Raw genomic sequence first — 24,055 nt, 5'->3', positions numbered from 1 at the left:
GAGATAAAACTGTTAAATTTTGAGCATTTCATCGAAAAAATCATTTTTTTAAGAATTGTTTATAAAATAATTAACATTTTTAGCCCGCTTTTTAATAATATATTAACACAACCATCAAACTGAAATCACATGAAAAGAAGATTACTTCGCCCCATTTTACTGGGCTTAAGTCTAGTAATCCTATCGACTTTTGTGCTAATTTCTCTGAAAAAAGGGAAAGCAGATAAAGGTATTGATATGGAAGAAGTGATCAGCCAGCGAAAGCAACATGCTGAACACTTGAAAAACAGTCCTTTTAAGGAAACGCTCCAACTAACCAAAGCTGAGCGAAAAGCTAAAGGGCTTCCACCGAACAAATACTTCGAGCAAATGTGGGAGCTTACTATGAACCCGAATACGGGTAGAACAGAACCTGAAAAACTCTTCGAAGTTCAGGGTAAATTAATTGAAAGTAGAAAAAGAATAAGCAATCGCGCTCCCGGAGATGCGGCAGACAACCCATGGTCTGAAAGAGGTCCTAACGATATAGGTGGACGTACCAGGGTAATGCTGTTCGATCCTAACGATGCCAATAACCGACGTGTTTATGCCGGAGGGGTAAGTGGAGGTCTTTGGGTAAATAACGATATTACTTCGGCTTCTTCTACCTGGTCAAGAGTACAGAATGTACCCGGGAATCTTTCGGTAACATCTATTACCGTAGACCCCAGAAATTCAAATACCTGGTATGTAGGAACCGGAGAGCAGTACACTGCCGGAGATGTAGTTGGTAACGGAGTTTACAGAACTACAGATGGAGGAAACAGCTGGACGGCTGTTAATATTCCTGCAGCAGGAGGAGGGAACATTAACTTTAATGCAAGTAACCTTTTCCTTTCGGGTATCTATTATGTAAATGATGTTATTGCATGGGACAACGGAAGCAGTACTGAACTTTTTGTTGCGGTTGGAGCTCATGTTTACGGAGATTCTTCTAACCCTACCAACTGGCTGGGATTACAGTCTGCCGGACTTTACAGATCTACCGACGGAGGTTCTACCTGGAACAGAATTCAGGGAGCCAACCTGGAATTCGATTTTCAGGGAACTCCGTATCCTATAATTCCTAACGATCTTGAAATTGGCCCGGACAATAAACTGTGGATGGGTACCATTACTACTCCCGGACTTGGAGGTGGTGGAGGTGGACGAGTATTCAGCTCGACCAACGGATCTACATGGACAGAGGCTGCGGCTTCGCCTTTAGCAGATTCTAACAGAGTGGAGCTGGAAGTATCGGCTTCCAACGCCAATAAAATATACGCACTTACACAAGGTGTTAGTAGCCCTGTGCATATTTACAGTACAACCAATGGTTTTGCAACCGCGCCTGCAACCCTGGCATTGCCAAATGATGCGGACAACGGTATATCAGCAAACGATTTTACCAGAGGACAGGCTTTTTACGATCTGATGATCGAAGCCGATCCTAACAACGATAATATTGTTTATGTTGGAGGGATCGATCTTTTCAGATCTACCAACAGCGGATCTTCATGGACGCAAATTTCCAAGTGGTCCAATAACCCGGGATTAAACACATTGAATGTGCCTTTAGTTCATGCCGATCAGCATGCAATGACATTCAGACCCGGAAACTCCAATCAGGCAGTATTCGGAAATGACGGAGGTATCTATTATGCTTCCAGTTTATCAGCTTCGCAAAACTCATCAACTTCTATCGGAGCAAGGAACAGCAACTACAATGTTACACAATATGTAAAAGCGGCTATCGGACCTGACGGTCCCGGAGATACTAGCGGGATCTTTACAGCAGGAGCCCAGGATAACGGATCTCAGGCCTTCAGGAATACCACTCCCGGAATAAACGGTTCGGAAGAACTTTCGGATGGAGACGGATTTTACACTTTTGTGGATAAGGACGGTCAGTATATGATCGCAACTTTCGTTAGAAATGTAATTTACAGATTTGACCTTCCGTGGAACGGATTGGGAAGACGTCAGGGTGGAGCTACTACTTTGTCGAATGACCAGACACGTGGAGATTTCGTAAACCAGATGGATTACGACAGTGATGCAAATCGCCTGTTGACAAACAACTCCAATAACACTCAGAATGCTATCAAATCGATCAATGTTGCCGCAAATTCAAACGGTAGTATTACGAATGCAGCTTTAACGGCAAGGCCGACGGCTTTCAGAGCTTCGCCTTTTGCTAATAATGAATGGCTGGTAGGAATGGCAAACGGAGGATTATTGAGGTTAACGAATGTTACAAATACCAATGCAACATTTGCAACGATTACCACTCCGTTCGTAGGATCTGTATCTTCTGTCAGATACGGTGCTACAGCAAACGATATCATGGTTACCATTCACAACTACGGAGTAGCCAGTGTATGGTATTCTTCAGATGCAGGAGCTAACTGGTCGAATAAGGAAGGAAACCTTCCGGATATTCCGGTTAGGGATATTTTACAGAATCCACTGGATCTTAACGAAGCTATTTTGGGAACTCAGTTGGGAGTTTGGGTAACAACAAACTTTAATGCAACAAACCCGACATGGACACAAGCCTATAACGGGATGAGTGACGCCAGTGTAACTTCTTTCGATTACTGGAATGTAAGCGGAGACAATACAGATAACAGGATCATCGCATCTACTTATGGTAGAGGTGTATTTACCGGGTCCTTTACACCAAACGGTTCTACCGTAGACCTTGAAGCACCGACTGCACCGACTAACCTTGCTGCTGCCAATGTTACGCAAACTACCGTAGACCTTTCATGGACGGCTTCTACAGATAATGTTGGAGTAACAGAATACGATGTGTATCAGGGAGGAGCGGTTATTGCAACCGTTGCCGGAACTACGCATCAGGTAACCGGCCTTACTGCCAATACGGCTTATACCTTTACGGTAAGAGCCAAGGATGCTGCCGGAAATGAATCAGCAGACAGTAATGCTGTGAATGTAACTACTCAGAATAGTACACCTGGTGTTTGTACGGGAGATGTAACTTCTTTCCCTTATGCTGAAGGATTCGAAAGCGGATTCGGAGGCTGGACACAGGACAGCGGAGATGATTTTGACTGGACACGTCAGTCGGGAGGAACTCCGTCTAACAGCACAGGACCTTCCGGAGCGGTTGAAGGTAGTTTCTATGTATATGTGGAAACTTCGGTTCCTAATAACCCTAACCTGACAGCTACTTTAAACTCTCCTTGTTTTGACCTTAGCGGTGAGAGCCAGGCAACCTATACTTTCAGATATCATATGACCGGTAATGCGGTAGGTGTTCTGAGGCTGGAAGCCAGTACCGATAACGGAGGTACATGGACGGAGATCTGGTCACAAACCGGAGATCAGGGAGCTAACTGGAATGATGCCAGTGTAAATATGAATGCCTATGCAGGAGGTACCGTAAGACTTCGTTACAGAGGAACTTCGGGTAGCTCATGGCAGGGAGATATGGCCGTAGATGATATTAATCTGTCTGTAGGAGCTTTACCGGATACGGAAGCACCGACAGCACCGGCTAACCTGACGGCATCTAATATTACAGATACTACAATAGACCTTTCATGGGATGCTGCCACAGATAATGTGGGAGTAACAGAATACGACGTATATCAGGGAGCTTCTGTTATTGCAACCGTTACCGGAACAACACATCAGGTAACCGGGTTAACGGCAGGAACAGCTTATACCTTTACGGTAAGAGCCAAGGATGCTGCAGGAAATGAATCTGCAGACAGTAATGCTGTCAATGCTTCAACCACAGGAGGATCCGTGACCGGATGTACGGGAGGAATTTCAACATTCCCTTATAACGAAGGATTCGAAAGCGGATTTGGAGGCTGGACCCAGGATAGCGGAGATGACTTCGACTGGACACGTAATTCGGGAGGAACCCCGTCTAACAGTACAGGACCATCAAGCGCTTTTGAAGGAAGTTTTTATATGTATGTGGAAACTTCTGCGCCAAACAATCCGAATCTGACAGCTACTTTAAATTCACCTTGCTTTAATCTGAGCAGTGCTGCTTCGGCCAGTTTTACCTTTAGGTATCATATGACCGGTAATGCGGTAGGTAACCTCAGACTGGAAGCCAGTAACGATAACGGTGCTACATGGACAGAAGTATGGAGCAGATCCGGCGACCAGGGAGCGAACTGGAATAATGCAGTTGTTAACCTGAATGCGTATGCAGGAAACTCGGTACAATTGCGTTATGTTGGAACTTCAGGAAGTTCATGGCAGGGAGATATGGCAGTAGATAATATTGCATTGACTACCGGTACCGGTGGAGGAAATACAGGATGTAGCGGAGGAATAACTTCTTTCCCTTACAATGAAAGTTTTGAAGGCGGATTCGGTGCATGGACACAGGCAAGCGGAGACGATTTTGACTGGACCCGTCAGTCGGGAGGAACTCCTTCTACAGGAACAGGACCAACAAGCGCTTTTAACGGAACTTTCTATGTTTATGTGGAAACTTCTTCACCAAACAATCCGAACCTGACGGCTACTTTAAATTCACCTTGCTTTGATCTTAGCGGAGCTTCATCAGCCACTTTCGATTTCAATTATCATATGACCGGTAATGCGGTAGGTGTTCTGAGACTGGAAGCCAGTAACGATGACGGTGCTACATGGACAGAAGTATGGAGCAGATCCGGAGATCAGGGAGCTAACTGGAACGCTGCCAGCGTAGATCTGGGAGCTTATACAGGAAACTCGGTACAACTGCGTTATGTAGGAACATCGGGTAGCTCATGGCAGGGAGATCTGGTTGTAGATAATATTTCACTGAGCACGACCAATACTACCCGTGCTAATGACGACCTTATAAACCTTTCAGGTAACGGTCAGAATACAGATGGAATACTGGATATCAGTTTTTACCCTAACCCTGTAACCGGAAATGTTCTGAATATCGTTACCACCACAAGGTCGGCAATGAATTACAGAATTATGAACATAACCGGACAGGTAGTAAGCCGAGGTAAAGTAAATAACAATAGCGTTAATGTTCAGAATTTATCGGATGGAGCCTATATTATAGAGGTGGAAACCGAAAATAATGAGCGCGCAGTAAAGAGATTTATAAAACAATAACTGTTTCAGTAACTATTGAAACGGTACAATTGGTTAAGTTGAGACGAAAAAACCCGGGCTTTTGCCCGGGTTTTTCATTTTATACACTTAAGATCTCATCCTCCGTCAGGAGTTCTTCTTTCCTGAAGCAAAGCAATACCTGGGCCACGGCTACGGTATCCCGCTCACAGTATTCGATGATACGATCTATATCTTTTTCTTCATAATAAACACTTCGCACCTGACTCCCGTCTATATCTTCTTTCGGGGAAGGAATACCCAGGATATGAGTGAGTAATTTCAGGGAGGTGTAATGCTTGTAGTCTCCGAATTTCCACAACTCCATAGTATCGAGATGAGGTACTTCCCAGGGCTTTTTGCCGAAGAGGTTGAGTTTATAGGGAACGCTTATCCCGTTAATGATCATTCTCCTGGCAATATAGGGGAAATCGAATTCTTTCCCGTTATGGGCACAAAGCAGTTGATTGGGCTTATTGAAGTGAGTATCCAGAAGGTTTTTAAAGTCCGTCAGGATCTTCTTTTCATCTCCGTGGAAGGATGTTATCCTAAAGCTCCTGATATCGCCTTTAAACGTAAAAAAACCGGCAGAAATACAGATGATCTTTCCGAACTCTGCCCAGATCCCGGCCCGGTCGTAGAATTCCGAAGCCGTATACTCGTCCTTCCGTTGATAGGCCGATTTCAGATCCCACAGTTCCTTTGCAGTATCATCGAGCTGCTCGTAATTTTCCTTTTCCGGAACGGTCTCAATATCAAGGAACAGAAGGTGTTCCAGGTTAATTTTTTGGATCATTCTTTAATCTTTACAAAAGCTGAAATTAAAATTAAAGATAGAAAGTTTTAGAGGAGATAAAAAAGCAAAAGCCATTCTTTTAAATGAATGGCTTTCGCAGAATAAGGAAAATTATTAATGAAAAAAATCGCTACTTTTTAAATTCCCCCTTTAATTCTTCGGTAGTGTATACATGGCTGGCGATCATTCTGAAATTCACGACAGAAGCTTCGTATGCGTTAAGCCCCGGAAGGATAGCTCCGGCAGTTGCATCTTTAACAACAGCTACCCTGAACCCCTGTTCTACCAGTTCCCTCATATGAGACTCGGTACATAAATTGGATGACATTCCTGCAAGGATCACATTTTCTATTCCTCTTTTTCTCAGTTGCAGTACCAGGTCATTGGTGTCCGGTCCGTATACTTTATGCGGACTCGTAATTACAGTATGTCCGTCTTCGATATATTTTTTATATCGGTTCAGCCAGTCAGCACCTGAATTCCTGAAGCCTTTTTCAGAATTCACCGCAGTCCTGTCAAACATTTTAATGTTGTGCATCAGGGCTTCAAGAGCTCCTTCAATTTTCCATTCGTGATCATGAGGATAATAGTAATGAGGAGACACAAATACTGGAACATTGTTTTCTTTTCCCAGCTTAAAAAGGGTTTCAATATTCTCTACCGTATTGTTTTCGGTAACACTCTTCCCGACAACTCCCCAGGTTACACCATCAGGGCTCAAAAAATCATTCTGAGGGTCCGTGATCACGATAGCTGTTCTTCCATCGATCTTAAAACCCGGATCGGGTAACTGTGCAAAGGCACTTGTAAATACCATCATAAGTGAAAAGACACTTATCGCTTTTAAAGATTTCATTGTGAACATAACTTTTAATGTTTTTGATTTATAATTTTTTAACACTACAAAGCTATGTCCCTTAAAGGGCTGTTAAAATGGACAAAGGTTCCCAACAATAGGACAGAAGTCCTTGATGTTATTTCTGATGTTCGGATTTGAACTGTACAGGGGATTTCTGCACGCCTTTGGTAAAGAAACGGGTAAAGTATGCGGGGTCGTTAAAACCCAGGGAAAGAGCTATTTCCTTAACGGTAAACTCCGAATACAGTAAAAGGCGTTTTGCTTCCAGGAGAATACGATCCCTGATCAATTCGCTGGGAGAAGCTGCCCCGATCCTGTGAAGGTGTTTGGTTAGCGATTTGGGAGAAACTCCCAATCTGCCTGCGTATTCGCTGACCGAATGTATCTTGTTGTAGTTCTTTTCCAGGAGCAGGCTGAAGTTCTTGTATAACAGGGTCTCTTCGGAGGAATCTGCAAAAGGCTGGTTCAGGTTTTTAACCCTTACGGAGAAGATGATAAACTGCTTAAGCAGGGTTTGGAGCATATCGAGGTGCCCGGAAGTATCTTCCTTTTTCTCAAATTCCTCCACCATATTCTCCAGGATAAAACACAGCTTTTCGGAATCCCCGGCCGAGGGGTTAACATAGGGGGATTCATATACATTGTTAAAAAGGATCCCGTTGCAGGATATCTCCTTGTCATGGGTCTCTATACAGTAGAAATCAGGTTCGAAAGACAACCAGTAGGCTTCCTGTATAAACTCAGATTCTACCGAGAATACCTGACCGGGAGTCAGAAAGAGGATCACTTCCTCATCAAAGGAATACGATTTAAAATCGATATTATAAGATCCTTTCCCTCTGCGGATCCAGAAAATATTAAAGGTGTCTATCAACCTGGATTTACTGACCACACAGGCATGATCAAAATCAATGACACTCAGCTGAAAGGAGTTTTCATTCTTCGGGTCAAAACAATATGTTTTAATCTGATGTAAAGACATAATGTATATTAGTGGGGATAAGACACAAAAACATTACAGATCAGAAAAGCGATTGCTGCGGAGAAGGGTTTTCGTGTTCCAGCAGCCATTTTTTTCGCCAGAGTCCGCCGGCATACCCCGTAAGAGAACCATCGCTACCTATAACACGATGGCAGGGAACAACAATCCAAAGCGGATTCCTGCCATTGGCAGCTGCAACAGCCCTGATAGCTTTAATATCTCCGAGCTTCTTTGAAAGCTCCAGATAACTCATGGTCTTGCCATAAGGGATCTCTGCCAGTTCTTTCCATACTTTTTTCTGAAAATCGGTGCCTTCGGGGTTCAGCGGAAGGTCAAAATCGGTTCTTTTACCCTCAAAATACTCCCTGAGCTGATATACGGCATCTTCGAGAATTTCCGGAACAAGCTCTGCGGTCTCTTCTTCATTGTTAAGGATGGAAACCACGGCAATCCCGTTTTCATCGCCTTCTATCCTGGCCATGCCCAATGGTGTATTTACATAGGCCGTTTCCATCTTATTCCTCTTCTTCCTTTTCGTCTTCAATGATACCCAGGCGCTTTGCCCTGTTTTCCCAGTTTTTCCTGGCCAGTTGCTGCAGATCCTCTACATTGTCGCTTTCATCCATGATCTCAAGTCCCAGCAAAGTTTCAATAACATCCTCCATGGTTACCAGTCCGCTTACCGAACCGAATTCATCTACTACCAGGGCTATATGATCTCTTTGTTCAACAAATTTTTCAAATAACTTGGGGATGGGGATATTCCTGCTGGTTACCAGGATCTCCCTGCTGATACTGGACAGAGGATTTTCACCATTTTTATTGATCATTTCCTCCAGAACCATGTCCTTAAGAACAAAACCGGTAATATTATCGGGAGAATCCTTATAAACCGGGATCCTGGAAAATCGCAGATTGCGGTTCTGTTCAAAGAATTCTTTTATCGTAGTATTTTCAGAAGAGGTCTTCATCACCGTTCTCGGGGTCATGACATCTTTGGCCAGGATCTCATCGAACTTCAGCAGGTTTTTAATAACCTCGGATTCCGATTTCTGGAATACCCCTTCCTGTTCGGCAATATCGGCCATAGCGGTAAAATCTTCCTTACTAAGCACACTGCCGTGCCCGCTTTTACCGATAAGCTTGGTAGTGAGTTGTAACAGCCAGAGAATACCGGTATATTTTAACGGAAATATGATGGCCTGAAGCGCACGGGTGGTAAAACCCGTAAGTTGTTTCCAATAGGTAGCCCCGATGGTTTTAGGGATGATCTCCGAAGCGGTCAGGATAAGAAAGGTCATCACCCCACTTATTACTGTTACTTCAAAGCTGTCATTCCCATAAAGCTTTCCGGCGGTGGCTCCTACCAGGATCGCACCAACCGTATGTGCTATGGTATTCAGGGTTAGAATGGCGATAAGTGGTTTGTCCACATCTTTTTTTAATGCTTCCAGAGCGGTAGCATAGGTTTTACCCTCCTGTTTTTTAATGCTTACGAAAGTAGGTGTAACACTTAGGAGAACTGCTTCCAGAATAGAACATAAAAAGGAAAAAAAGATAGAAACTAAGGCGTAAATGATTAATAAGGTCATTCCTGATTGCTTTGGCCCCTAAATTACTAATTTTATATGGTATTTTCACTTACCAGCCCGTATATCGGGGAGGTCTTATTTCATTGAGGTTTAAGTAAACGATAAGTTGCCCCCTGTGATGGGTAACATGATCCTGTAACAAGTTGAGGATCTGCAACCTGGTCTTGGGGCCTGCAAAGAAATTTACGGTCTCCTTTAGTTTTTCCGGGTCAGCCATCCGGATCTGTTCGTAAACCCGGTCGAAAGAAGCAGAAAGAGCCTTGATAATCTCTTCCTTACCGTTAAGCTGCTCGTCTGCGTTTTCCTCGTAACTTCCTTTTTCCGAAAAATAGCTATCGCCCAGCCACAGCATGTTCTGACGGATATGGAGTAATTGTTCCTTAAAACTCATTTCCCTTTTGGTGGGCTTGAAATTGTATTTCCCTTCCGGCATGGATTCAGCAATCGTAAGAAGATATGCTTTGGAGTTCCTCCATTTTTCCTGAAAAGCAGAAAGAGGGTCTTGTTGAGCGGAGGCCTTTAATGAAAACAGAATAATAAATAGAAATAAGTAGTTTTTCATAGTTTTATTTGGTTGTTCTTCTCAAAAAAGAGGAGTTTAAAAATTCCTTATTTTATTGCTGTTCATTTTTGTCTTGACACAAAAACGAACCAAAAAGCCTCCCTTTTAATATTTGTCACATTGAGCACCAGTCTAAAAGCTGATTGGCAGTCAAAATGTGTTTAAGAGATCAGTTTTACCACATCTTTGGCAAAATAACTTGCAATAATATCCGCACCGGCTCTTTTTATGGCGGTGATCTGCTCCATCATTACCGCATCATGATCCAGCCATCCTTTTTCCGCAGCAGCTTTCAGCATAGAATATTCTCCGCTTACCTGGTAAACCGCCACAGGCACCTCCACATCATTTTTTATCTCCCTCACAATATCCAGATAGGCCAGTCCGGGTTTTACCATAACAATATCAGCCCCTTCATCTATATCCATTTGGGTTTCTTTAATGGCCTCTATTCTGTTGGCGGGATCCATTTGATAGGTCTTTTTATCTCCGAAGCCGGGAGCAGAGTCCAGGGCATCTCTGAAGGGCCCGTAAAAAGCAGAAGCGTATTTGGCACTGTAACTCATGATCCCCGTATCTGTAAAATTACTGCCGTCCAGGGCCTCCCTGATCTCCAGGATACGCCCGTCCATCATGTCGCTGGGCGCAACAAGATCGGCGCCTGCTTCGGCATGGGAAACACTCATTTCTCCAAGCACTTCCGAAGTTTCATCGTTAAGGATCTTTCCGTCTTCCACAATACCGTCATGTCCGTAAGATGAGTACGGATCCAGGGCTACATCGGTCATAACCAGCATCTGGGGTACTGCATTCTTAACGGTTTTTACCGCCCTTTGCATAAGCCCGTCCGGATTTAATGCCTCTGTTCCTTTGTTGTCTTTAAGCTCGTCCGGCACCTTTACAAAGAGCAGGACCGATTTTAATCCTGCCTTCCATAGTTCTTTCACTTCTTTTTCAAGAAGATCAAGACTGTACCTGTAATAATTGGGCATGGAAGCGATCTCTTCCTTAACGCCTTTGCCTTCTACAACAAAAAGCGGGACCAAAAAATCGTTCGGACTTATAATAGTTTCACGAACCAAAGAGCGAATGGCTTCTCCGGTCCTTAATCTTCTGTTTCTTCTTAAAGGGAACATAGTATCCTGTTATTTTATTTATATCCTATTTCTTCGGTCAAAGCTACTTTACTTTTTGCAAAATGCCCTGTTCCGAAAGCAATTTCCTTTCCTTCTTCGTTAATTAATGTACTCTCTGCAATAAAGAGGTTCCTGGATTTGAACTTTACCTTTCCCCTGGCGGTTATAATACCCGAATTGGCAGGGCGCACCAGGTTGATGTTAAAGGAAGTGGTCAGTACAAAAACATCTGTTACAATAGAATTGACCGCAAAAAAAGCTGCATCATCCAGAAGTTTAAAGTAAACGGAACCGTGTATAGCTCCCAGGGCATGAAAATACTTGGGTTCTATCGTCAGTTGTATCTCTGCTTTTTCCTCGTCAATCTCAATTTTGGTGCTCTGATAGATCTCCTTGTTGAAATTAGCATTGAGGTACATCCGCTCTAACTTTCTGTAGTGCTCTTCCATTAGTTCTTATTTTAAACCCAGTCTCGGGGTGATTCCAGTACTTTTAGCAGACGCTCCTCCTCACTTCCTTCTTCCGGGTGGTAATCGTAACGCCACTGTACATGAGGTGGCAAACTCATTAAGATACTCTCTATCCGGCCGTTTGTCTTCAGTCCGAAAAGTGTGCCCTTGTCGTGTACCAGGTTAAATTCTACATAACGCCCTCTTCGTATTTCCTGCCAGTCTCTCTGCGATTGCTTGTAGAGCATCTCTTTTCTTCTTTCTACAATAGGAAGATATGCCTCCAGGAAGCTGTCGCCTACCTCAGTTACAAAATTATACCAATCTTCCATATTCATTTCATCATTCGCTTTACAATAGTCAAAGAAGAGCCCACCAACACCCCTGGCTTCATTCCGGTGGGTGTTCCTGAAATACTCGTCGCATCTCTTTTTGTACTGCGGATAAAAATCGGCCTTGTGTTTATCGCAGGCCGTTTTACAAACCTGATGAAAATGAGTGGCATCTTCATCAAAAAGATAGTAGGGGGTAAGATCTTGTCCTCCACCAAACCACTGATCTACGATATTTCCTTCTTTATCATACATTTCAAAATATCTCCAGTTGGCATGTACGGTAGGAACGAAAGGGTTTTTAGGGTGTATAACCAGACTCAGGCCACAGGCAAAGAAATCTACTTCTCCTACATTAAAATAAGCCTGCATGGCTTTCGGAAGCGGACCGTGAACGGCAGAGATATTTACGCCTCCCTTTTCGAATACATTTCCGTTTTCGATAACGCGAGTCCTTCCACCTCCGCCTTCGGGGCGCTCCCAGAGATCCTGCTTAAAAACCGCCTTCCCGTCTGTTTGTTCCAGGCCGGAACAAATACGGTCCTGAAGCTCCTGTATATATTGATAGAATTTTTCTTTCATCTGTTTGTTTTTATAGGTGTATCAGGTGTTGAGTCTGCTTTTCAATATCGCCCACAGAAGTTATCTTCCGGGATTGAGGAAGCATTTCCTTTAACTCATCAACAATAAAAGTATTCGAAAGCCCTTTGTTTTCGTTTAACCATTTTAGGAAAAGTTCTCTTCCTATCCGGTTGTTATGTAGGTCCATCGCTTTGGCCAGATCGCTGTTCGGAGCAAATTCCTCATGCCAGTCGGTGATCTTTTCCGCCCATCTTCCCGCTTTTTCTGCTTTGTTGCCTATCCAGATCCATTTCATGGTAGCTTTTGCGATGAGGATATTCCACAGTGCATGCCTGAATGCATTTTCCGGTCCGTTAAGCTGGTGTTTGCCGGGAAAGTTCTTCCCGCAGATCCGGTAACAAGCCGAAGTTGCCCTAAAAGTAGGATATATATAATGCGGACGCCTTAAAAACATAAAGAACAAACTCTTTAACTGCGTTTTGTTCAATGACTTTATAAGTTTCCAGGCGTTCATCTCAGCTTTTTATGATGAAATGGTTTCGTATTCCTTAACCGCTTCAATAAACGCTTTGGCATGGTCTACCGGGATATTAGGTAAGATCCCGTGCCCGAGGTTTACTACATATTTATCCTTTCCGAATTCATTGATCATCTGATGCACCATCTTTTTAATGGTTGCAGGAGGAGAAAGCAATCTGGAAGGATCGAAGTTCCCCTGTAAAGTAATATTCCCGCCGGTAAGGTATCGAGCGTTCCTTGCAGAGCAGGTCCAGTCTACCCCAAGAGCGGAAGCTTTACTTTTGGCCATTTCGCCAAGAGCGAACCAGCAACCTTTTCCGAAAACAATAACTTCTGTAAGAGGTGCCAGTGCCTCCACGATCTGGTTGATATATTTCCAGGAGAATTCCCTGTAATCCTCAGGAGAAAGCATGCCTCCCCAGCTATCGAAGATCTGAACGGCATTTACTCCTGCTTTTACTTTTTCTTTCAGATATGTAATAGTGGTATCTGTAATTTTCTGCAGTAACTGATGAGCAGCTTCCGGCTGAGAGAAACAAAATCCCTTTGCCAGGTCAAAACTTTTGGAACCCTGTCCCTGAACTGCATAACACAGGATGGTCCACGGAGATCCTGCAAAACCGATAAGAGGAACCTCATCGTTTAATTGTTCTTTAGTGAGTTTGATGGCATCCATCACATAACCCAGTTCTTCGTGGATATCCGGAATTACCACCTGATCCACGTCTTTTTGAGAACGAATAGGATTCGGAAGCCATGGTCCGACCCCGTTTTTCATCTCCACTTCAATATTCATTGCCTGGGGGATGACCAGGATGTCCGAAAACAAAATAGCAGCATCGGGTTTAACAATACGAATAGGCTGTACCGTTATCTCGGCTGCCAGTTCCGGGGTCCTGCATCGGGTGAAAAAATCGTATTTTTCCTTTAATGCCATAAACTCGGGAAGATATCTTCCTGCCTGCCTCATCATCCATACCGGTGGTCTTTCTACTGTTTCCCCTCTTAGGGCTCGTAAGAACAAATCGTTTTTAATCATTTCGAACTATTAAAATATTTTACAACTGCATTCAGGACATTTTCCAATAACGGCCTGTCTGCCTTTATGATCTTGTTTGTATGTTTTTTTGCCTCTGCTGCGGTCGTATCTCCAATGCAGAAGCAGGTCTCATCCTTAATCTTATTTTCCAGGGTATAACTTCGTATTCCGCTGGGACTGAAAAACAGGAGGCCGTCAAAACCGCCATCTATTTTTTTTGAAACCGCATGTGTTTCATATACGGTGTATTCCTTAAAACTAACCCCGTTTTGTTTTAACAGATCCGGCAACTCGTCCCTTCTTTGATTCCCTGAAAAATAAGTATACTTTTCGTTATCTCCTTTTTCAATGATCTTTAGTGCCAGGTCTAAGGAATTCTTCTCTTTTTCTACCGGTTCGATCCCGTTTTCTGATAGAATGGAACGGGTCTTTTCTCCAACACAGTACCAGTTTTTACCTTTTACAGCTTCCCAGGCATCTGACTGCCTGATACTCTTAAAAGCGTTCTTGCTGGTTATGATGATATTATCCTCAATACTACTGAGATCCGGGTTGAGAAAAACTACGTTCAACGCATCGTATTCAACCAGGCCGATCCCGGCATTTTGAAGCAGCTCTTTTTGTTGCTGCCCCAGTTTTTTGGTTGATAAGATGTTGATGCGATGATGTCGCTCCTTCTCCTTGTTAGGAGAAGGTTGGGATGAGGTAGTCACTCCAGAAGCATCCTTTATCGCTTGAAAAATGAACTCCGGAGATTCGAAAACAATTTTATTTTCAAACCGTAATACAGTATAACCCAGGGCTCGAAGATGAAGATCTCTTACCTCATCTTTTTCTTTTTGGTCAATAGTATTATGAACTTCGCCGTCAAGTTCAATGATGATTTCTTTTTCCAGACAAATGAAATCTACAATATAATCTTTAATAGGATGCTGTCTACGGAATTTCAGATTTTCAAATTGACGATTACGTAAAAGACTCCATAATCTTTCTTCAGCCGGAGTCTGTTCTTTTCGTAAGTATCGTGCTATTTGAGTTTTGTTCTTCATTCCCCTCACCCTGGCCCTCTCCCAGCGGGAGAGGGGAAGGTTTATATTTTGGATTTAATTTCTTCCATTAACTCTTTCCCGCCATTGTTCAGGACTTCCAATGCAGATCTTTTTCCAAAGCTTTCCGCATCTTTTAGTGCTAAAGTCTCTTCAACTTCTATTTTCCTTTTTCCGTCAAGGCTGAAAAGAACACCTTTAAAAGAGATCTCATCTCCTTCAATCTCCGCCAGCGCTCCGATGGGTGCTGTACATCCGCCTTCGAGAACCCTAAGGAATTCCCGTTCGATCCGGGTGCATATTTCTGTGGCTTCATCATTCAGTTTTGCCAGCGCTTCCCTGCAAAAATCATCGTTTTCCATGGCCACAACCAGCATAGCTCCCTGTGCGGGTGCAGGTACCATCCAGTCAAGAGCAATATTATTTTCGGGTTTCAGGTTGATGCGTTCCAGGCCGGCTTTTGCAAATACCGCCCCGTTCCAGTTATTATCTTCTAATTTCTGCATGCGGGTATTCACATTTCCTCTTAGGTCCACTACTTTGTGATCCGGATAGCGATTTAGCCACTGGGCCTTTCTTCTCAAGCTTCCCGTAGCTATGGTTCCTTCTCCTTCCAGAAAGGAAGTGTTACCCTTAAAAACAAGAATGTCTTCTGTTGCTGCTCTTTCGAGTACGGCTGCCTGAACAATCCCTTTGGGCAATGCTGTGGGCACATCTTTCATACTGTGCACAGCTATATCCACCTCTCCTTTAAGCATGGCAACATCCAGGGTTTTTGTAAAGATCCCGGTAATCCCCAATTCGTAAAGAGGCTTGTCCAGAACCAGGTCGCCGGTAGATTTAACCGGTACCAATTCGGACTTATAACCTAAAGCTTCAAGTTTGTTCTTAACAGTATTGGCTTGCCATAAAGCCAATTCACTGTCTCTGGTTCCGATACGTATGATCTTCATTTAGGAATTGTTTTCTAGCTGAAATACTTTCTGAATAAGCGCAATGCTTTCTTCCGGAGTGGTAGCATTGTCTTTCAGGTGATTGGCAAACTGAGTCGTGATCTTCTGGATGATCCTGTTTGAGATGATCTCTGCCTGTTTCTCGTCGAAATCGTTTATTTTTTTTCGCTGAAAGTCGATCTCAGCATCTTTCATCGATTTCAATTTCTTCTTTAAAGCCTTGATGGTGGGAGCAAACTTTCTGGTCTCCAGCCATTGAATAAATTCAGCCTTAACCTCCTCGTTAATAGCTTCGGCTTTAGGAATAAATGTCTTTCTTCGCTCCAGGGTCTCATCGGTTATCCTCGACAGCTGATCCAGGTGAACAAGCGTTACATTATCGAGCTCTTCCACATTGCTGTCTACATTCTTGGGAATGGAAAGATCCAGGACCAACAGGTTTTTATCCGAATAAATAAGTTCTTTGGAAACCGTTGGATTCTGCGCTCCTGTGGCTACGATCAGGATATCGGCCTTTCTTATTTCTGTCTGAAGTTCTGCATAATCCTTAACGATCAGGTTGAACTTCCCGGCTATTTTCTCAGCCTTGTCCTTGGTCCTGTTAATAAGGACTATATGATCATTCTTGGTGTGCTTGATAAGGTTTTCACAGGTATTCCTACCTATTTTTCCCGTTCCGAAAAGCAAAATATTCTTTTCCGAAACATTAGGAACACGTGAAAGTATGTATTGTACCGAAGCAAAAGCTACCGAAGTAGCCCCCGATGAGATCTCGGTTTCGTTCTTGATGCGTTTGCTGGATTGAATTACCGCATTACAAAGGCGTTCCAGAAACGGATTGGCAATATCGAATTTCCTGGCGGAGATAAAACTTTGTTTTACCTGGCTGATAATTTCAAAATCCCCGAGTATCTGACTGTCGAGACCGGTACCTACTTTAAAAAGATGGGAGATGGCCTCCTTATTCTTATAGACGTAAGATACCTGTTCGAATTCTTCAATAGTTCCTTTAGAGTGTGTACACAGAAGTTTTATTAACTGGAAAGGGTGTTGTGCAAAGCCGTATAGCTCTGTTCTGTTGCATGTAGAGATAACGAGTAACCCGTCAATCCCTTCCTCTTTGGCTTGCTTAAGAAGTTTTTCCTTTCCTTCTTCATCCAGGCTGAAGTGCCCTCTGATCTCGGCATCGGCCTTTTTATAGCTGAGCCCTACCGCATAAAAACTACTATGTTTGGAAATATGATAATGTTGCATGCACTATATTTCTCGAAATATGGGCAAAAATATAAGGCTTGCTTCAAAAAAAATAACGCTACAGGAACTTTTTATGACGCTCAGGGTAATTTTAGGGGAGGAAAGCGCTAAAATGCTTAAAATAAGCTACATTTGCAGTAAAATTAATTGTTTCCGATTTTTTAGTTTAGATCGATTCTAAATAATAAAGCAATTTTAAAGGTGAGAGAAGTAGAAAAAAATAACGCTGTAGGTGCCGGAGAGGAGATCCGTATCGAAAAAGGGTTCATTATCCTTAAATGTCAGAACGAAACCGATGAAATTCAGCACCTTATAAAAGATATTGATAGTTCCTTTATTCAGTTTCATTTTAATCTGAAAGGGCTTTCCAGCTTTAATTTTAATGAAGGGAGATATACGCTGAATGTGGAAGAAGAAAATGCTTTGCTGCTGTACAATCCTCAACGCGACCTCCCGATAGATATGGAGATCCGGCCTAAATCCTGGCTGCTTTCCATCCTGATCTCCATCGGAAAGTTCCATTCCCTCTTTTCGCAGGAAGCGGGCTATGTGGATTTCCTCAGCGATGAGAACAAGGATAAAAAGTATTACGGCGACAGTAAAATATCGCCCTCCATGGCAGTGGTACTGCATCAGATCATGAATTCGAATCTTCACAGTTCTATCAGGAACCTTTATTTTAAAGGAAAAGCATACGAGTTGCTGAGCCTTTACTTTAATAAATCTGAAGATGCCGATATAGAACAATGTCCTTTTCTGATAGATGAGGAAAACGTTCTAAAGATCCGGAAGGCAAAAGATATCATCATATCCAGGATGGCAGAACCTCCCGGGCTTCAGGAACTCTCGGAGGAAATAGGACTCAACCTGAAAAAACTTAAGGAGGGCTTTAAGCAGATCTACGGCGATTCGGTTTACAGTTTCCTTTTCGACTATAAGATGGAATACGCCAGGCAAATGCTCGAAAGCGGGAAGCACAATGTAAATGAAGTGGGTTTAAAAGTGGGATACAGCACGTCCAGCCATTTTATTGCAGCCTTTAAAAAGAAGTACGGGACCACCCCCAAAAAATATCTGATGTCTTTAAATAATTAGAGATCATTATAACTTATAGAGCTATTAAAAACTTCACTTTAGTTTTAGCGCATGCATGATTTTTTAATCGTATTTTTGATGTCCGAAAACGAAAACTATTTAGATAATTACAGAATATGAAGGGAGTTTTATTGGTAAACCTCGGATCCCCCGACAGCCCTAACCCTAAGGATGTTAGAAGATATCTCGACCAGTTTTTAATGGATGAACGGGTTATAGATGTTCCTTATTTGCTGCGTGCTTTTTTGGTAAAGGGAATTATTCTCAACACCCGCCCGAAGAAATCGGCTGCCGCCTATAAAAAGATCTGGTGGGAAGAAGGTTCTCCGCTAATTGTGTTATCCGAAAGACTTCAGGAAAAGATCAGGGGAAATACTTCCCTTCCGGTATCTCTCGCTATGCGTTACGGAAACCCGTCTATTAAGCATGGGCTTCAGGAATTGCACGATCAGGGAGTGACCGATGTTTTGATGATCCCGCTATATCCTCAATTTGCCATGGCTACCACAGAGACTATTCTGGTACTGGCAGAAAAAGTTAGGAAGAAACACTTCCCGCAGATGAAGATCACCGATGTTCCTGCTTTTTATCACCGAAAAGATTATATAGAAGTGCTTTCCAGGTCTATCAGTGAGGCCCTGGAAGGGAAAGAATACGAGCATATTCTATTTTCCTATCACGGAGTTCCGGAAAGGCATATTCAGAAATCAGATATAACCAAATCTCATTGTAAAATAGACGGACAGTGTTGCAAAACTGCTTCTCCTGCACATGAGTTCTGCTATCGTCATCAGTGTTATGAAACGACGAGGCAGGTTGCAGATTCCCTCGAACTGAAAGAGGGAAGCTACTCTACCTCCTTCCAGTCAAGACTGGGGAAAGATCCCTGGTTGCAGCCCTATACCGATCAGACTGTAGAGGATTTTGCGGAAAAAGGCGTGAAAAAAATGGCTATTGTTACTCCCGCATTTGTTTCCGACTGCCTGGAAACCCTGGAGGAAATAGGAATGGAAGCCAAAGAGGAGTTTATTGAAAAGGGAGGAGAAGAGTTTCATGTAATCCCTTGTATTAATGATCGCAACGATTGGGTTGAAGTGATGAGCCGGTGGATCAATGAGTGGGATACCGCAGAAACCCTTCCCGTATAATGGCAAAAGTTTCAGCAGATGCATTGGGTACTGAACCCATCGGAAAATTACTTGTAAAACAGGCGGTTCCGGCGGCCATCGGGATCCTTGTAATGTCGTTGAACATCCTGGTCGACACCATTTTCGTCGGTAACTGGATAGGAGCAGTGGCTATTGCCGCTATCAATATCGTACTTCCGGTTTCATTTTTTATAGCAGCCATCGGAATGGCCATCGGGATCGGAGGATCCTCCGTTATATCCCGTGCCCTGGGTGCATCCGATAAGGAAAGGGCGCTCTTTGCCCTGGGGAACCAGATAACCCTGACCCTGCTGATCTCCATAACCCTGGTGATCTTCGGACTCATTTATGTCGACTTTATGGTCGATAAGTTCGGAGGAAAGGGAGCTATCTTCGATCCGGCAAAGATCTATTATACGATCGTCCTGTACGGGGTGCCTATCCTGGCGTTGTGTATGATGGGAAACAATGTGATCCGGGCGGAAGGAAAACCTAAATTTGCCATGATCGCCATGATCATCCCGTCGGTAGGGAACTTGTTAATGGATTATATCCTCATCAACGTACTGGATATGGGAATGGCCGGTGCAGCATGGGCTACCACTACTTCTTATGTCTTCTGCTTTATTTATATCGTATACTTTTTTCTGGCTAAAAGCGAGTTAAGATTTAATCTCCGTCATCTGCAGTTGCAGCCAAAAATCGTTTCGGAGATCGCTGCCCTGGGGTCTACTACCCTGGCAAGACAGGGGGTGGTTAGTATTGTTTATTTGCTGATGAACAACACCCTTGTTGAATTGGGAGGAGAATCAACCGTGACCGCTTACGCTATTGTAAGCCGCATGCTTATGTTTGCGCTTTTCCCGGTAATAGGGATCACACAAGGATTCCTTCCTATTGCAGGTTATAACTACGGGGCCGAAGAGTACGGCCGGGTTAAGGAAACTATATTTACCGCCATCAAATACGCCAGCTTTCTGGCAACGATCATCTTTATTATCCTCTTTGTTTTTCCGGAACCTGTTACCAAGGTATTTACAACCGACGCTGAGGTGATAGAGCAAACTCCCGGAGCTTTGAGATGGGTCTTTGCCGCGACTCCTATGATCGCTATTCAGTTGATAGGCGCTGCTTATTTTCAGGCAGTCGGAAAGGCCTTTCCAGCCCTGATGCTAACACTGTCTAAACAGGGCTTCTTTCTCATCCCGCTTATCATTATTTTACCCAAGTATATGGGCGTGCTGGGAGCCTGGGTTTCTTTCCCTATAGCAGATGTGCTTTCTACCCTGGTTACGGCTTTATTTTTAAACCGTGAGATACGAAAAACTTTAAATTCAAAGATCAAATTATCCCTTAAAGGTTAAAATTTAAAGGTTTCATTTTTAAGTAAATAATAATCCCTATTTTTAGTTTCTAGCTAAATAATATAACTAAATAACTATGCTTAAAACCATTCTTAAAACCGGTTTAGTGATCATTGTATTTCTCGGATTTAACCTCGACGCCCAGGCGCAGAGGAAGCGTAAAAATCAAACCGCAGAAGCAGTGTATCCGGAAGAGATCTATAAGTCTTTAGAATACCGCCTGGTCGGGCCCTTCAGAGGAGGACGATCGGCAGCAGTTACGGGAATTCCCGGAAAACCTAATCTTTTTTACTTCGGAGCTACCGGAGGAGGGATCTGGAAAACAGAAGACGGAGGCCGTAGCTGGGAAAATATTTCAGACGGTTACTTCGGAGGATCTATAGGTTCTATAACTGTCTCCAAAAGCGATAATAATGTTATCTACGTTGGTGGTGGTGAAAAAACAGTAAGAGGAAATGTATCTTCGGGTTACGGGGTATGGAAAAGTGAGGATGCCGGAAAAACCTGGAAGTCCATGGGCCTTAAAACAGGACGTCATATTCCCAGAATAGCGGTTCATCCGACCGACCACAACATTGTGTATGCCGCCGTAATGGGGAATATTTATAAATCCACAGCCGAAAGGGGTGTTTACAAGAGTACGGACGGAGGAAAAACATGGAAGAAAACCCTTTTTGCCAATGAACATGCAGGAGCAGTTGATCTTATCATGGATCCTAATAACCCGCGTATCCTGTATGCATCTACATGGAGGGTACAACGTACTCCTTATAGCCTAAGCAGTGGTGGAGAAGGTTCTGCCCTTTGGAAAAGTACCGACAGTGGTGAAACATGGACAGAGATATCTACCAATAAGGGCTTCCCGGAAGGAACGCTGGGGATCATTGGGGTGACTGTCTCTCCTGTAAATTCGGAAAGAGTATGGGCCATTGTTGAAAATAAAGATAAAGGAGGAGTTTACCGTTCGGAAGACGGAGGTAAGAACTGGAGCCAGGTAAATAGCAGCAGAAGCCTGCGCCAGCGTGCATGGTACTACACCAGGATCTATGCCGATACCCAGGATGAGGATGTGGTATATGTAGTAAACGTAAGCTACCATAAATCTAAGGACGGAGGTCGTAATTTCTCAAGCTACAGGGCACCGCACGGAGATCACCACGATCTGTGGATAGCTCCGGAAAACCCTAAGCGTATGATCATCGGAGATGACGGTGGAGCGCAAATAAGTTATGACGGTGGAGAAACCTGGAGTACTTATCACAATCAGCCTACCTCACAGTTTTACAGAGTAACTACAGATAATCATTTTCCATATCGCATCTATGCGGCTCAGCAGGACAACTCAACGGTGCGTATCTCTCACAGAAGTGATGGCTTCAGTATAACGGAAGATAACTGGGAACCTACAGCCGGAGGAGAATCGGCGCATATTGCAGTAGACCCTAAAGACAACGACATAGTGTACGGAGGTAGTTACGGCGGATTCCTTACCAGAAGAAACCATAAGACCGGAACCGTACGGGCAATTAATGTATGGCCGGACAACCCTATGGGTTACGGAGCAGAGGGAATGAAGTATCGTTTCCAGTGGAATTTCCCTATCATTTTCTCTAAGCACGATCCGAATAAACTATATACTTTTTCCAATCAGGTACACGTAACAGAGAACGAAGGACAGAGCTGGAAGATCATCAGCCCGGACCTGACAAGGAACGATCCGGAAAAATTAAAATCGTCTGGAGGACCGATCACTCAGGATAACACCGGGGTAGAGTATTACTGTACGATCTTTGCCGCTAACGAGAGTCCGCTTCAGGAAGGCCTGATGTGGGTTGGAAGTGATGACGGCCTGGTACATATTACCAGAGACGGAGGACAGAACTGGGAAAATGTAACTCCTAAAAATATGCCCGAGTGGATGATGATCAACAGTGTGGAGCCATCACCCTTTGATGCAGGGACTTGCTATATAGCCGGGACCCTCTATAAAACCGGAGATTTTACTCCCTATCTTTATAAAACTACCGATTACGGAAAGAGCTGGACGAGGATCACCAGCGGAATAGACGGAGAGCACTTTACGAGAGTGGTAAGAGCAGATCCGAAAAGAAAGGGACTTCTTTACGCCGGAACGGAAACCGGAATGTATATTTCCTTTAATGACGGAAGCAGCTGGCAGAAATTCCAGTTAAACCTTCCGATCGTACCTATCACTGATCTTGCCATTAAGGACAACAACCTGATCGTGGCCACACAGGGAAGAAGCTTATGGATCATAGACGATCTTACCGTGCTGCATCAGCTTTCGGAAGATATGAAAAACAAGAGCGCCATTCTGTTTCAGCCTAAAGACAGTTACAGGACCAGAGGCGGAGGAGGTAGAGCTTCCAGAACTGCCGGGACCAATCATCCGAACGGAGTGATCGCCAATTTCTATCTTAAGGATCTTGATGAGGAGAAAGATAAGATCTCACTCACTTTTATGGATGCCAGTGGAGATACCATCAAAAAGTACAGCAATAAGGATAAAAAGAACAGGCTAAGCGTAAAGAAAGGTGCCAATAAGTTTGTGTGGAACACCCGTTACGACGGAGCTGAAAGATTACCCGGAATGATCCTTTGGGCTGCCAATTTAAATGGCTCTAAAGCGGTACCCGGAAACTACAGAGTAAGCCTGAAGGTAAATGATGAGGAAGTAGCTCAACCGTTTAAGATACTTCCGGACCCGAGGGCAGAGGTAAGCGTTTCCGATATGCAGAAGCAGTTCGATTTTGTGAAGAACATTAATGAGACTGTAGACAAGGCACACAAATCCATTAAGAAGATCAGAAAGATCAGGGAGCAACTTACGGCCTTTGAAAAGCAATACAAGGGAGACGACAGGCTAAAAGATCTGCTGGAAAAGGTAAAAGAGTTAAAGAAGCAATTTACGGAGATTGAGGAAGCACTCTATCAGACCAAGAACAGAAGTAACCAGGATCCGCTGAACTTCCCGATCAGGCTTACCAATAAACTGGGAGCGATCGCCTCTCTGGTAACAATTGGAGATTTCCCTCCTACGGAGCAGGATCAGGCGGTAGCCAGGGAACTGACCCAGAAGATCAACGCACAGCTCGTATCTTTTGATAAGCTGGTTTCTGAAGAGATCACCAACTTTAACCAGCAGTTCAACTCGCTTAAATTGAACTACCTGTTTATAGAAGACTAGATATTTTATTTAATATTC

At 43.6% G+C, this 24,055-nt stretch carries 19 protein-coding genes; 5 read left to right on the top strand and 14 right to left on the bottom strand.

Annotation, left to right across the window (positions count from 1 at the left end; all coding sequences use genetic code 11):
• The first annotated feature begins 129 nt into the window (after nt 1-129).
• A complete protein-coding gene (locus GWK08_RS06810; RefSeq protein WP_163606141.1) occupies nt 130-5,124 on the top strand; it encodes a fibronectin type III domain-containing protein in 4,995 nt (1,664 codons plus the stop codon).
• A 79-nt stretch (nt 5,125-5,203) separates the two neighbouring features.
• Here GWK08_RS06810 and GWK08_RS06805 read toward each other — a convergent pair whose 3' ends face one another.
• From GWK08_RS06805 to hemA, 14 genes are all read right to left on the bottom strand, one after another.
• On the bottom strand, nt 5,204-5,917 hold the full coding sequence (locus tag GWK08_RS06805) for a 3'-5' exonuclease (RefSeq protein WP_163606140.1): 714 nt from the start codon (nt 5,915-5,917) through the stop codon (nt 5,204-5,206).
• Between the two features lie 130 nt (nt 5,918-6,047).
• Complete coding sequence (locus GWK08_RS06800; RefSeq protein WP_163606139.1) at nt 6,048-6,773, bottom strand: cysteine hydrolase; 726 nt, start codon at nt 6,771-6,773, stop codon at nt 6,048-6,050.
• Nucleotides 6,774-6,891: 118 nt separating this feature from the next.
• On the bottom strand, nt 6,892-7,758 hold the full coding sequence (locus GWK08_RS06795; protein WP_163606138.1) for a helix-turn-helix domain-containing protein: 867 nt from the start codon (nt 7,756-7,758) through the stop codon (nt 6,892-6,894).
• 40 nt (nt 7,759-7,798) lie between these two features.
• Nucleotides 7,799-8,272: a methylated-DNA--[protein]-cysteine S-methyltransferase gene (locus GWK08_RS06790; RefSeq protein WP_163606311.1), complete on the bottom strand. Its 474-nt coding sequence runs from the start codon at nt 8,270-8,272 to the stop codon at nt 7,799-7,801.
• A 1-nt stretch (nt 8,273) separates the two neighbouring features.
• A complete protein-coding gene (locus GWK08_RS06785; RefSeq protein ID WP_163606137.1) occupies nt 8,274-9,350 on the bottom strand; it encodes a CNNM domain-containing protein in 1,077 nt (358 codons plus the stop codon).
• A 49-nt stretch (nt 9,351-9,399) separates the two neighbouring features.
• Nucleotides 9,400-9,912 carry a DinB family protein gene (locus tag GWK08_RS06780; RefSeq protein WP_163606136.1) on the bottom strand — a complete coding sequence of 171 codons (513 nt, stop codon included), beginning with the start codon at nt 9,910-9,912 and terminating at the stop codon, nt 9,400-9,402.
• A 161-nt stretch (nt 9,913-10,073) separates the two neighbouring features.
• Nucleotides 10,074-11,048 carry a porphobilinogen synthase gene (gene hemB, locus GWK08_RS06775; protein WP_163606135.1) on the bottom strand — a complete coding sequence of 325 codons (975 nt, stop codon included), beginning with the start codon at nt 11,046-11,048 and terminating at the stop codon, nt 10,074-10,076.
• A 14-nt stretch (nt 11,049-11,062) separates the two neighbouring features.
• Complete coding sequence (locus GWK08_RS06770) at nt 11,063-11,497, bottom strand: PaaI family thioesterase (protein ID WP_163606134.1); 435 nt, start codon at nt 11,495-11,497, stop codon at nt 11,063-11,065.
• Nucleotides 11,498-11,508: 11 nt separating this feature from the next.
• A complete protein-coding gene (hemF, locus tag GWK08_RS06765) occupies nt 11,509-12,411 on the bottom strand; it encodes an oxygen-dependent coproporphyrinogen oxidase (RefSeq protein WP_163606133.1) in 903 nt (300 codons plus the stop codon).
• A gap of 10 nt (nt 12,412-12,421) precedes the next feature.
• The gene (locus GWK08_RS06760) at nt 12,422-12,925 is read right to left on the bottom strand and encodes a DUF6973 domain-containing protein (protein WP_163606132.1); all 504 of its coding nucleotides are present in this window, start codon (nt 12,923-12,925) and stop codon (nt 12,422-12,424) included.
• Between the two features lie 9 nt (nt 12,926-12,934).
• On the bottom strand, nt 12,935-13,969 hold the full coding sequence (gene hemE / locus GWK08_RS06755) for a uroporphyrinogen decarboxylase (RefSeq protein ID WP_163606131.1): 1,035 nt from the start codon (nt 13,967-13,969) through the stop codon (nt 12,935-12,937).
• Nucleotides 13,966-15,018, bottom strand: a complete 1,053-nt coding sequence (locus GWK08_RS19260) for a DUF559 domain-containing protein (protein WP_239524863.1) — start codon at nt 15,016-15,018, stop codon at nt 13,966-13,968. Before GWK08_RS19260 ends, hemE begins: the two co-directional genes overlap by 4 nt.
• 41 nt (nt 15,019-15,059) lie before the next feature.
• Nucleotides 15,060-15,968, bottom strand: a complete 909-nt coding sequence (gene hemC, locus GWK08_RS06740; protein WP_163606130.1) for a hydroxymethylbilane synthase — start codon at nt 15,966-15,968, stop codon at nt 15,060-15,062.
• Nucleotides 15,969-17,222, bottom strand: coding sequence for a glutamyl-tRNA reductase (gene hemA / locus GWK08_RS06735; protein ID WP_163606129.1), 1,254 nt, complete (start codon nt 17,220-17,222; stop codon nt 15,969-15,971).
• 201 nt (nt 17,223-17,423) lie between these two features.
• On the opposite strand from hemA, the gene GWK08_RS06730 reads away from it, so the two are divergent.
• The 4 genes from GWK08_RS06730 to GWK08_RS06715 all read left to right on the top strand — a co-directional run bounded on the left by GWK08_RS06730 (nt 17,424) and on the right by GWK08_RS06715 (nt 24,037).
• A complete protein-coding gene (locus tag GWK08_RS06730; protein ID WP_163606128.1) occupies nt 17,424-18,317 on the top strand; it encodes a helix-turn-helix domain-containing protein in 894 nt (297 codons plus the stop codon).
• A gap of 116 nt (nt 18,318-18,433) precedes the next feature.
• Nucleotides 18,434-19,465: a ferrochelatase gene (gene hemH / locus GWK08_RS06725; RefSeq protein ID WP_163606127.1), complete on the top strand. Its 1,032-nt coding sequence runs from the start codon at nt 18,434-18,436 to the stop codon at nt 19,463-19,465.
• Nucleotides 19,465-20,829: an MATE family efflux transporter gene (locus tag GWK08_RS06720; protein ID WP_163606126.1), complete on the top strand. Its 1,365-nt coding sequence runs from the start codon at nt 19,465-19,467 to the stop codon at nt 20,827-20,829. The genes hemH and GWK08_RS06720 overlap by 1 nt, the downstream gene beginning before the upstream one ends.
• Nucleotides 20,830-20,905: 76 nt before the next feature.
• Nucleotides 20,906-24,037 carry a sialidase family protein gene (locus GWK08_RS06715; protein ID WP_163606125.1) on the top strand — a complete coding sequence of 1,044 codons (3,132 nt, stop codon included), beginning with the start codon at nt 20,906-20,908 and terminating at the stop codon, nt 24,035-24,037.
• Nucleotides 24,038-24,055: the final 18 nt, after the last annotated feature.

Source organism: Leptobacterium flavescens (assembly GCF_010671605.1).
Taxonomy (GTDB): Bacteria; Bacteroidota; Bacteroidia; order Flavobacteriales; family Flavobacteriaceae; genus Leptobacterium; species Leptobacterium flavescens.
This window is presented reverse-complemented; position numbering and strand designations above follow the sequence as displayed.

Excerpts from the sequence above, each read along its gene's own strand:
- GWK08_RS06810 (WP_163606141.1), top strand. The coding sequence starts at position 130 with ATGAAAAGAAGATTACTTCGCCCCATTTTACTGGGCTTAAGTCTAGTA.
- GWK08_RS06805 (WP_163606140.1), bottom strand. The coding sequence starts at position 5,917 with ATGATCCAAAAAATTAACCTGGAACACCTTCTGTTCCTTGATATTGAG.
- GWK08_RS06800 (WP_163606139.1), bottom strand. The coding sequence starts at position 6,773 with ATGAAATCTTTAAAAGCGATAAGTGTCTTTTCACTTATGATGGTATTT.
- GWK08_RS06795 (WP_163606138.1), bottom strand. The coding sequence starts at position 7,758 with ATGTCTTTACATCAGATTAAAACATATTGTTTTGACCCGAAGAATGAA.
- GWK08_RS06790 (WP_163606311.1), bottom strand. The coding sequence starts at position 8,272 with ATGGAAACGGCCTATGTAAATACACCATTGGGCATGGCCAGGATAGAA.
- GWK08_RS06785 (WP_163606137.1), bottom strand. The coding sequence starts at position 9,350 with ATGACCTTATTAATCATTTACGCCTTAGTTTCTATCTTTTTTTCCTTT.
- GWK08_RS06780 (WP_163606136.1), bottom strand. The coding sequence starts at position 9,912 with ATGAAAAACTACTTATTTCTATTTATTATTCTGTTTTCATTAAAGGCC.
- hemB (WP_163606135.1), bottom strand. The coding sequence starts at position 11,048 with ATGTTCCCTTTAAGAAGAAACAGAAGATTAAGGACCGGAGAAGCCATT.
- GWK08_RS06770 (WP_163606134.1), bottom strand. The coding sequence starts at position 11,497 with ATGGAAGAGCACTACAGAAAGTTAGAGCGGATGTACCTCAATGCTAAT.
- hemF (WP_163606133.1), bottom strand. The coding sequence starts at position 12,411 with ATGAAAGAAAAATTCTATCAATATATACAGGAGCTTCAGGACCGTATT.
- GWK08_RS06760 (WP_163606132.1), bottom strand. The coding sequence starts at position 12,925 with ATGAACGCCTGGAAACTTATAAAGTCATTGAACAAAACGCAGTTAAAG.
- hemE (WP_163606131.1), bottom strand. The coding sequence starts at position 13,969 with ATGATTAAAAACGATTTGTTCTTACGAGCCCTAAGAGGGGAAACAGTA.
- GWK08_RS19260 (WP_239524863.1), bottom strand. The coding sequence starts at position 15,018 with ATGAAGAACAAAACTCAAATAGCACGATACTTACGAAAAGAACAGACT.
- hemC (WP_163606130.1), bottom strand. The coding sequence starts at position 15,968 with ATGAAGATCATACGTATCGGAACCAGAGACAGTGAATTGGCTTTATGG.
- hemA (WP_163606129.1), bottom strand. The coding sequence starts at position 17,222 with ATGCAACATTATCATATTTCCAAACATAGTAGTTTTTATGCGGTAGGG.
- hemH (WP_163606127.1), top strand. The coding sequence starts at position 18,434 with ATGAAGGGAGTTTTATTGGTAAACCTCGGATCCCCCGACAGCCCTAAC.
- GWK08_RS06720 (WP_163606126.1), top strand. The coding sequence starts at position 19,465 with ATGGCAAAAGTTTCAGCAGATGCATTGGGTACTGAACCCATCGGAAAA.
- GWK08_RS06715 (WP_163606125.1), top strand. The coding sequence starts at position 20,906 with ATGCTTAAAACCATTCTTAAAACCGGTTTAGTGATCATTGTATTTCTC.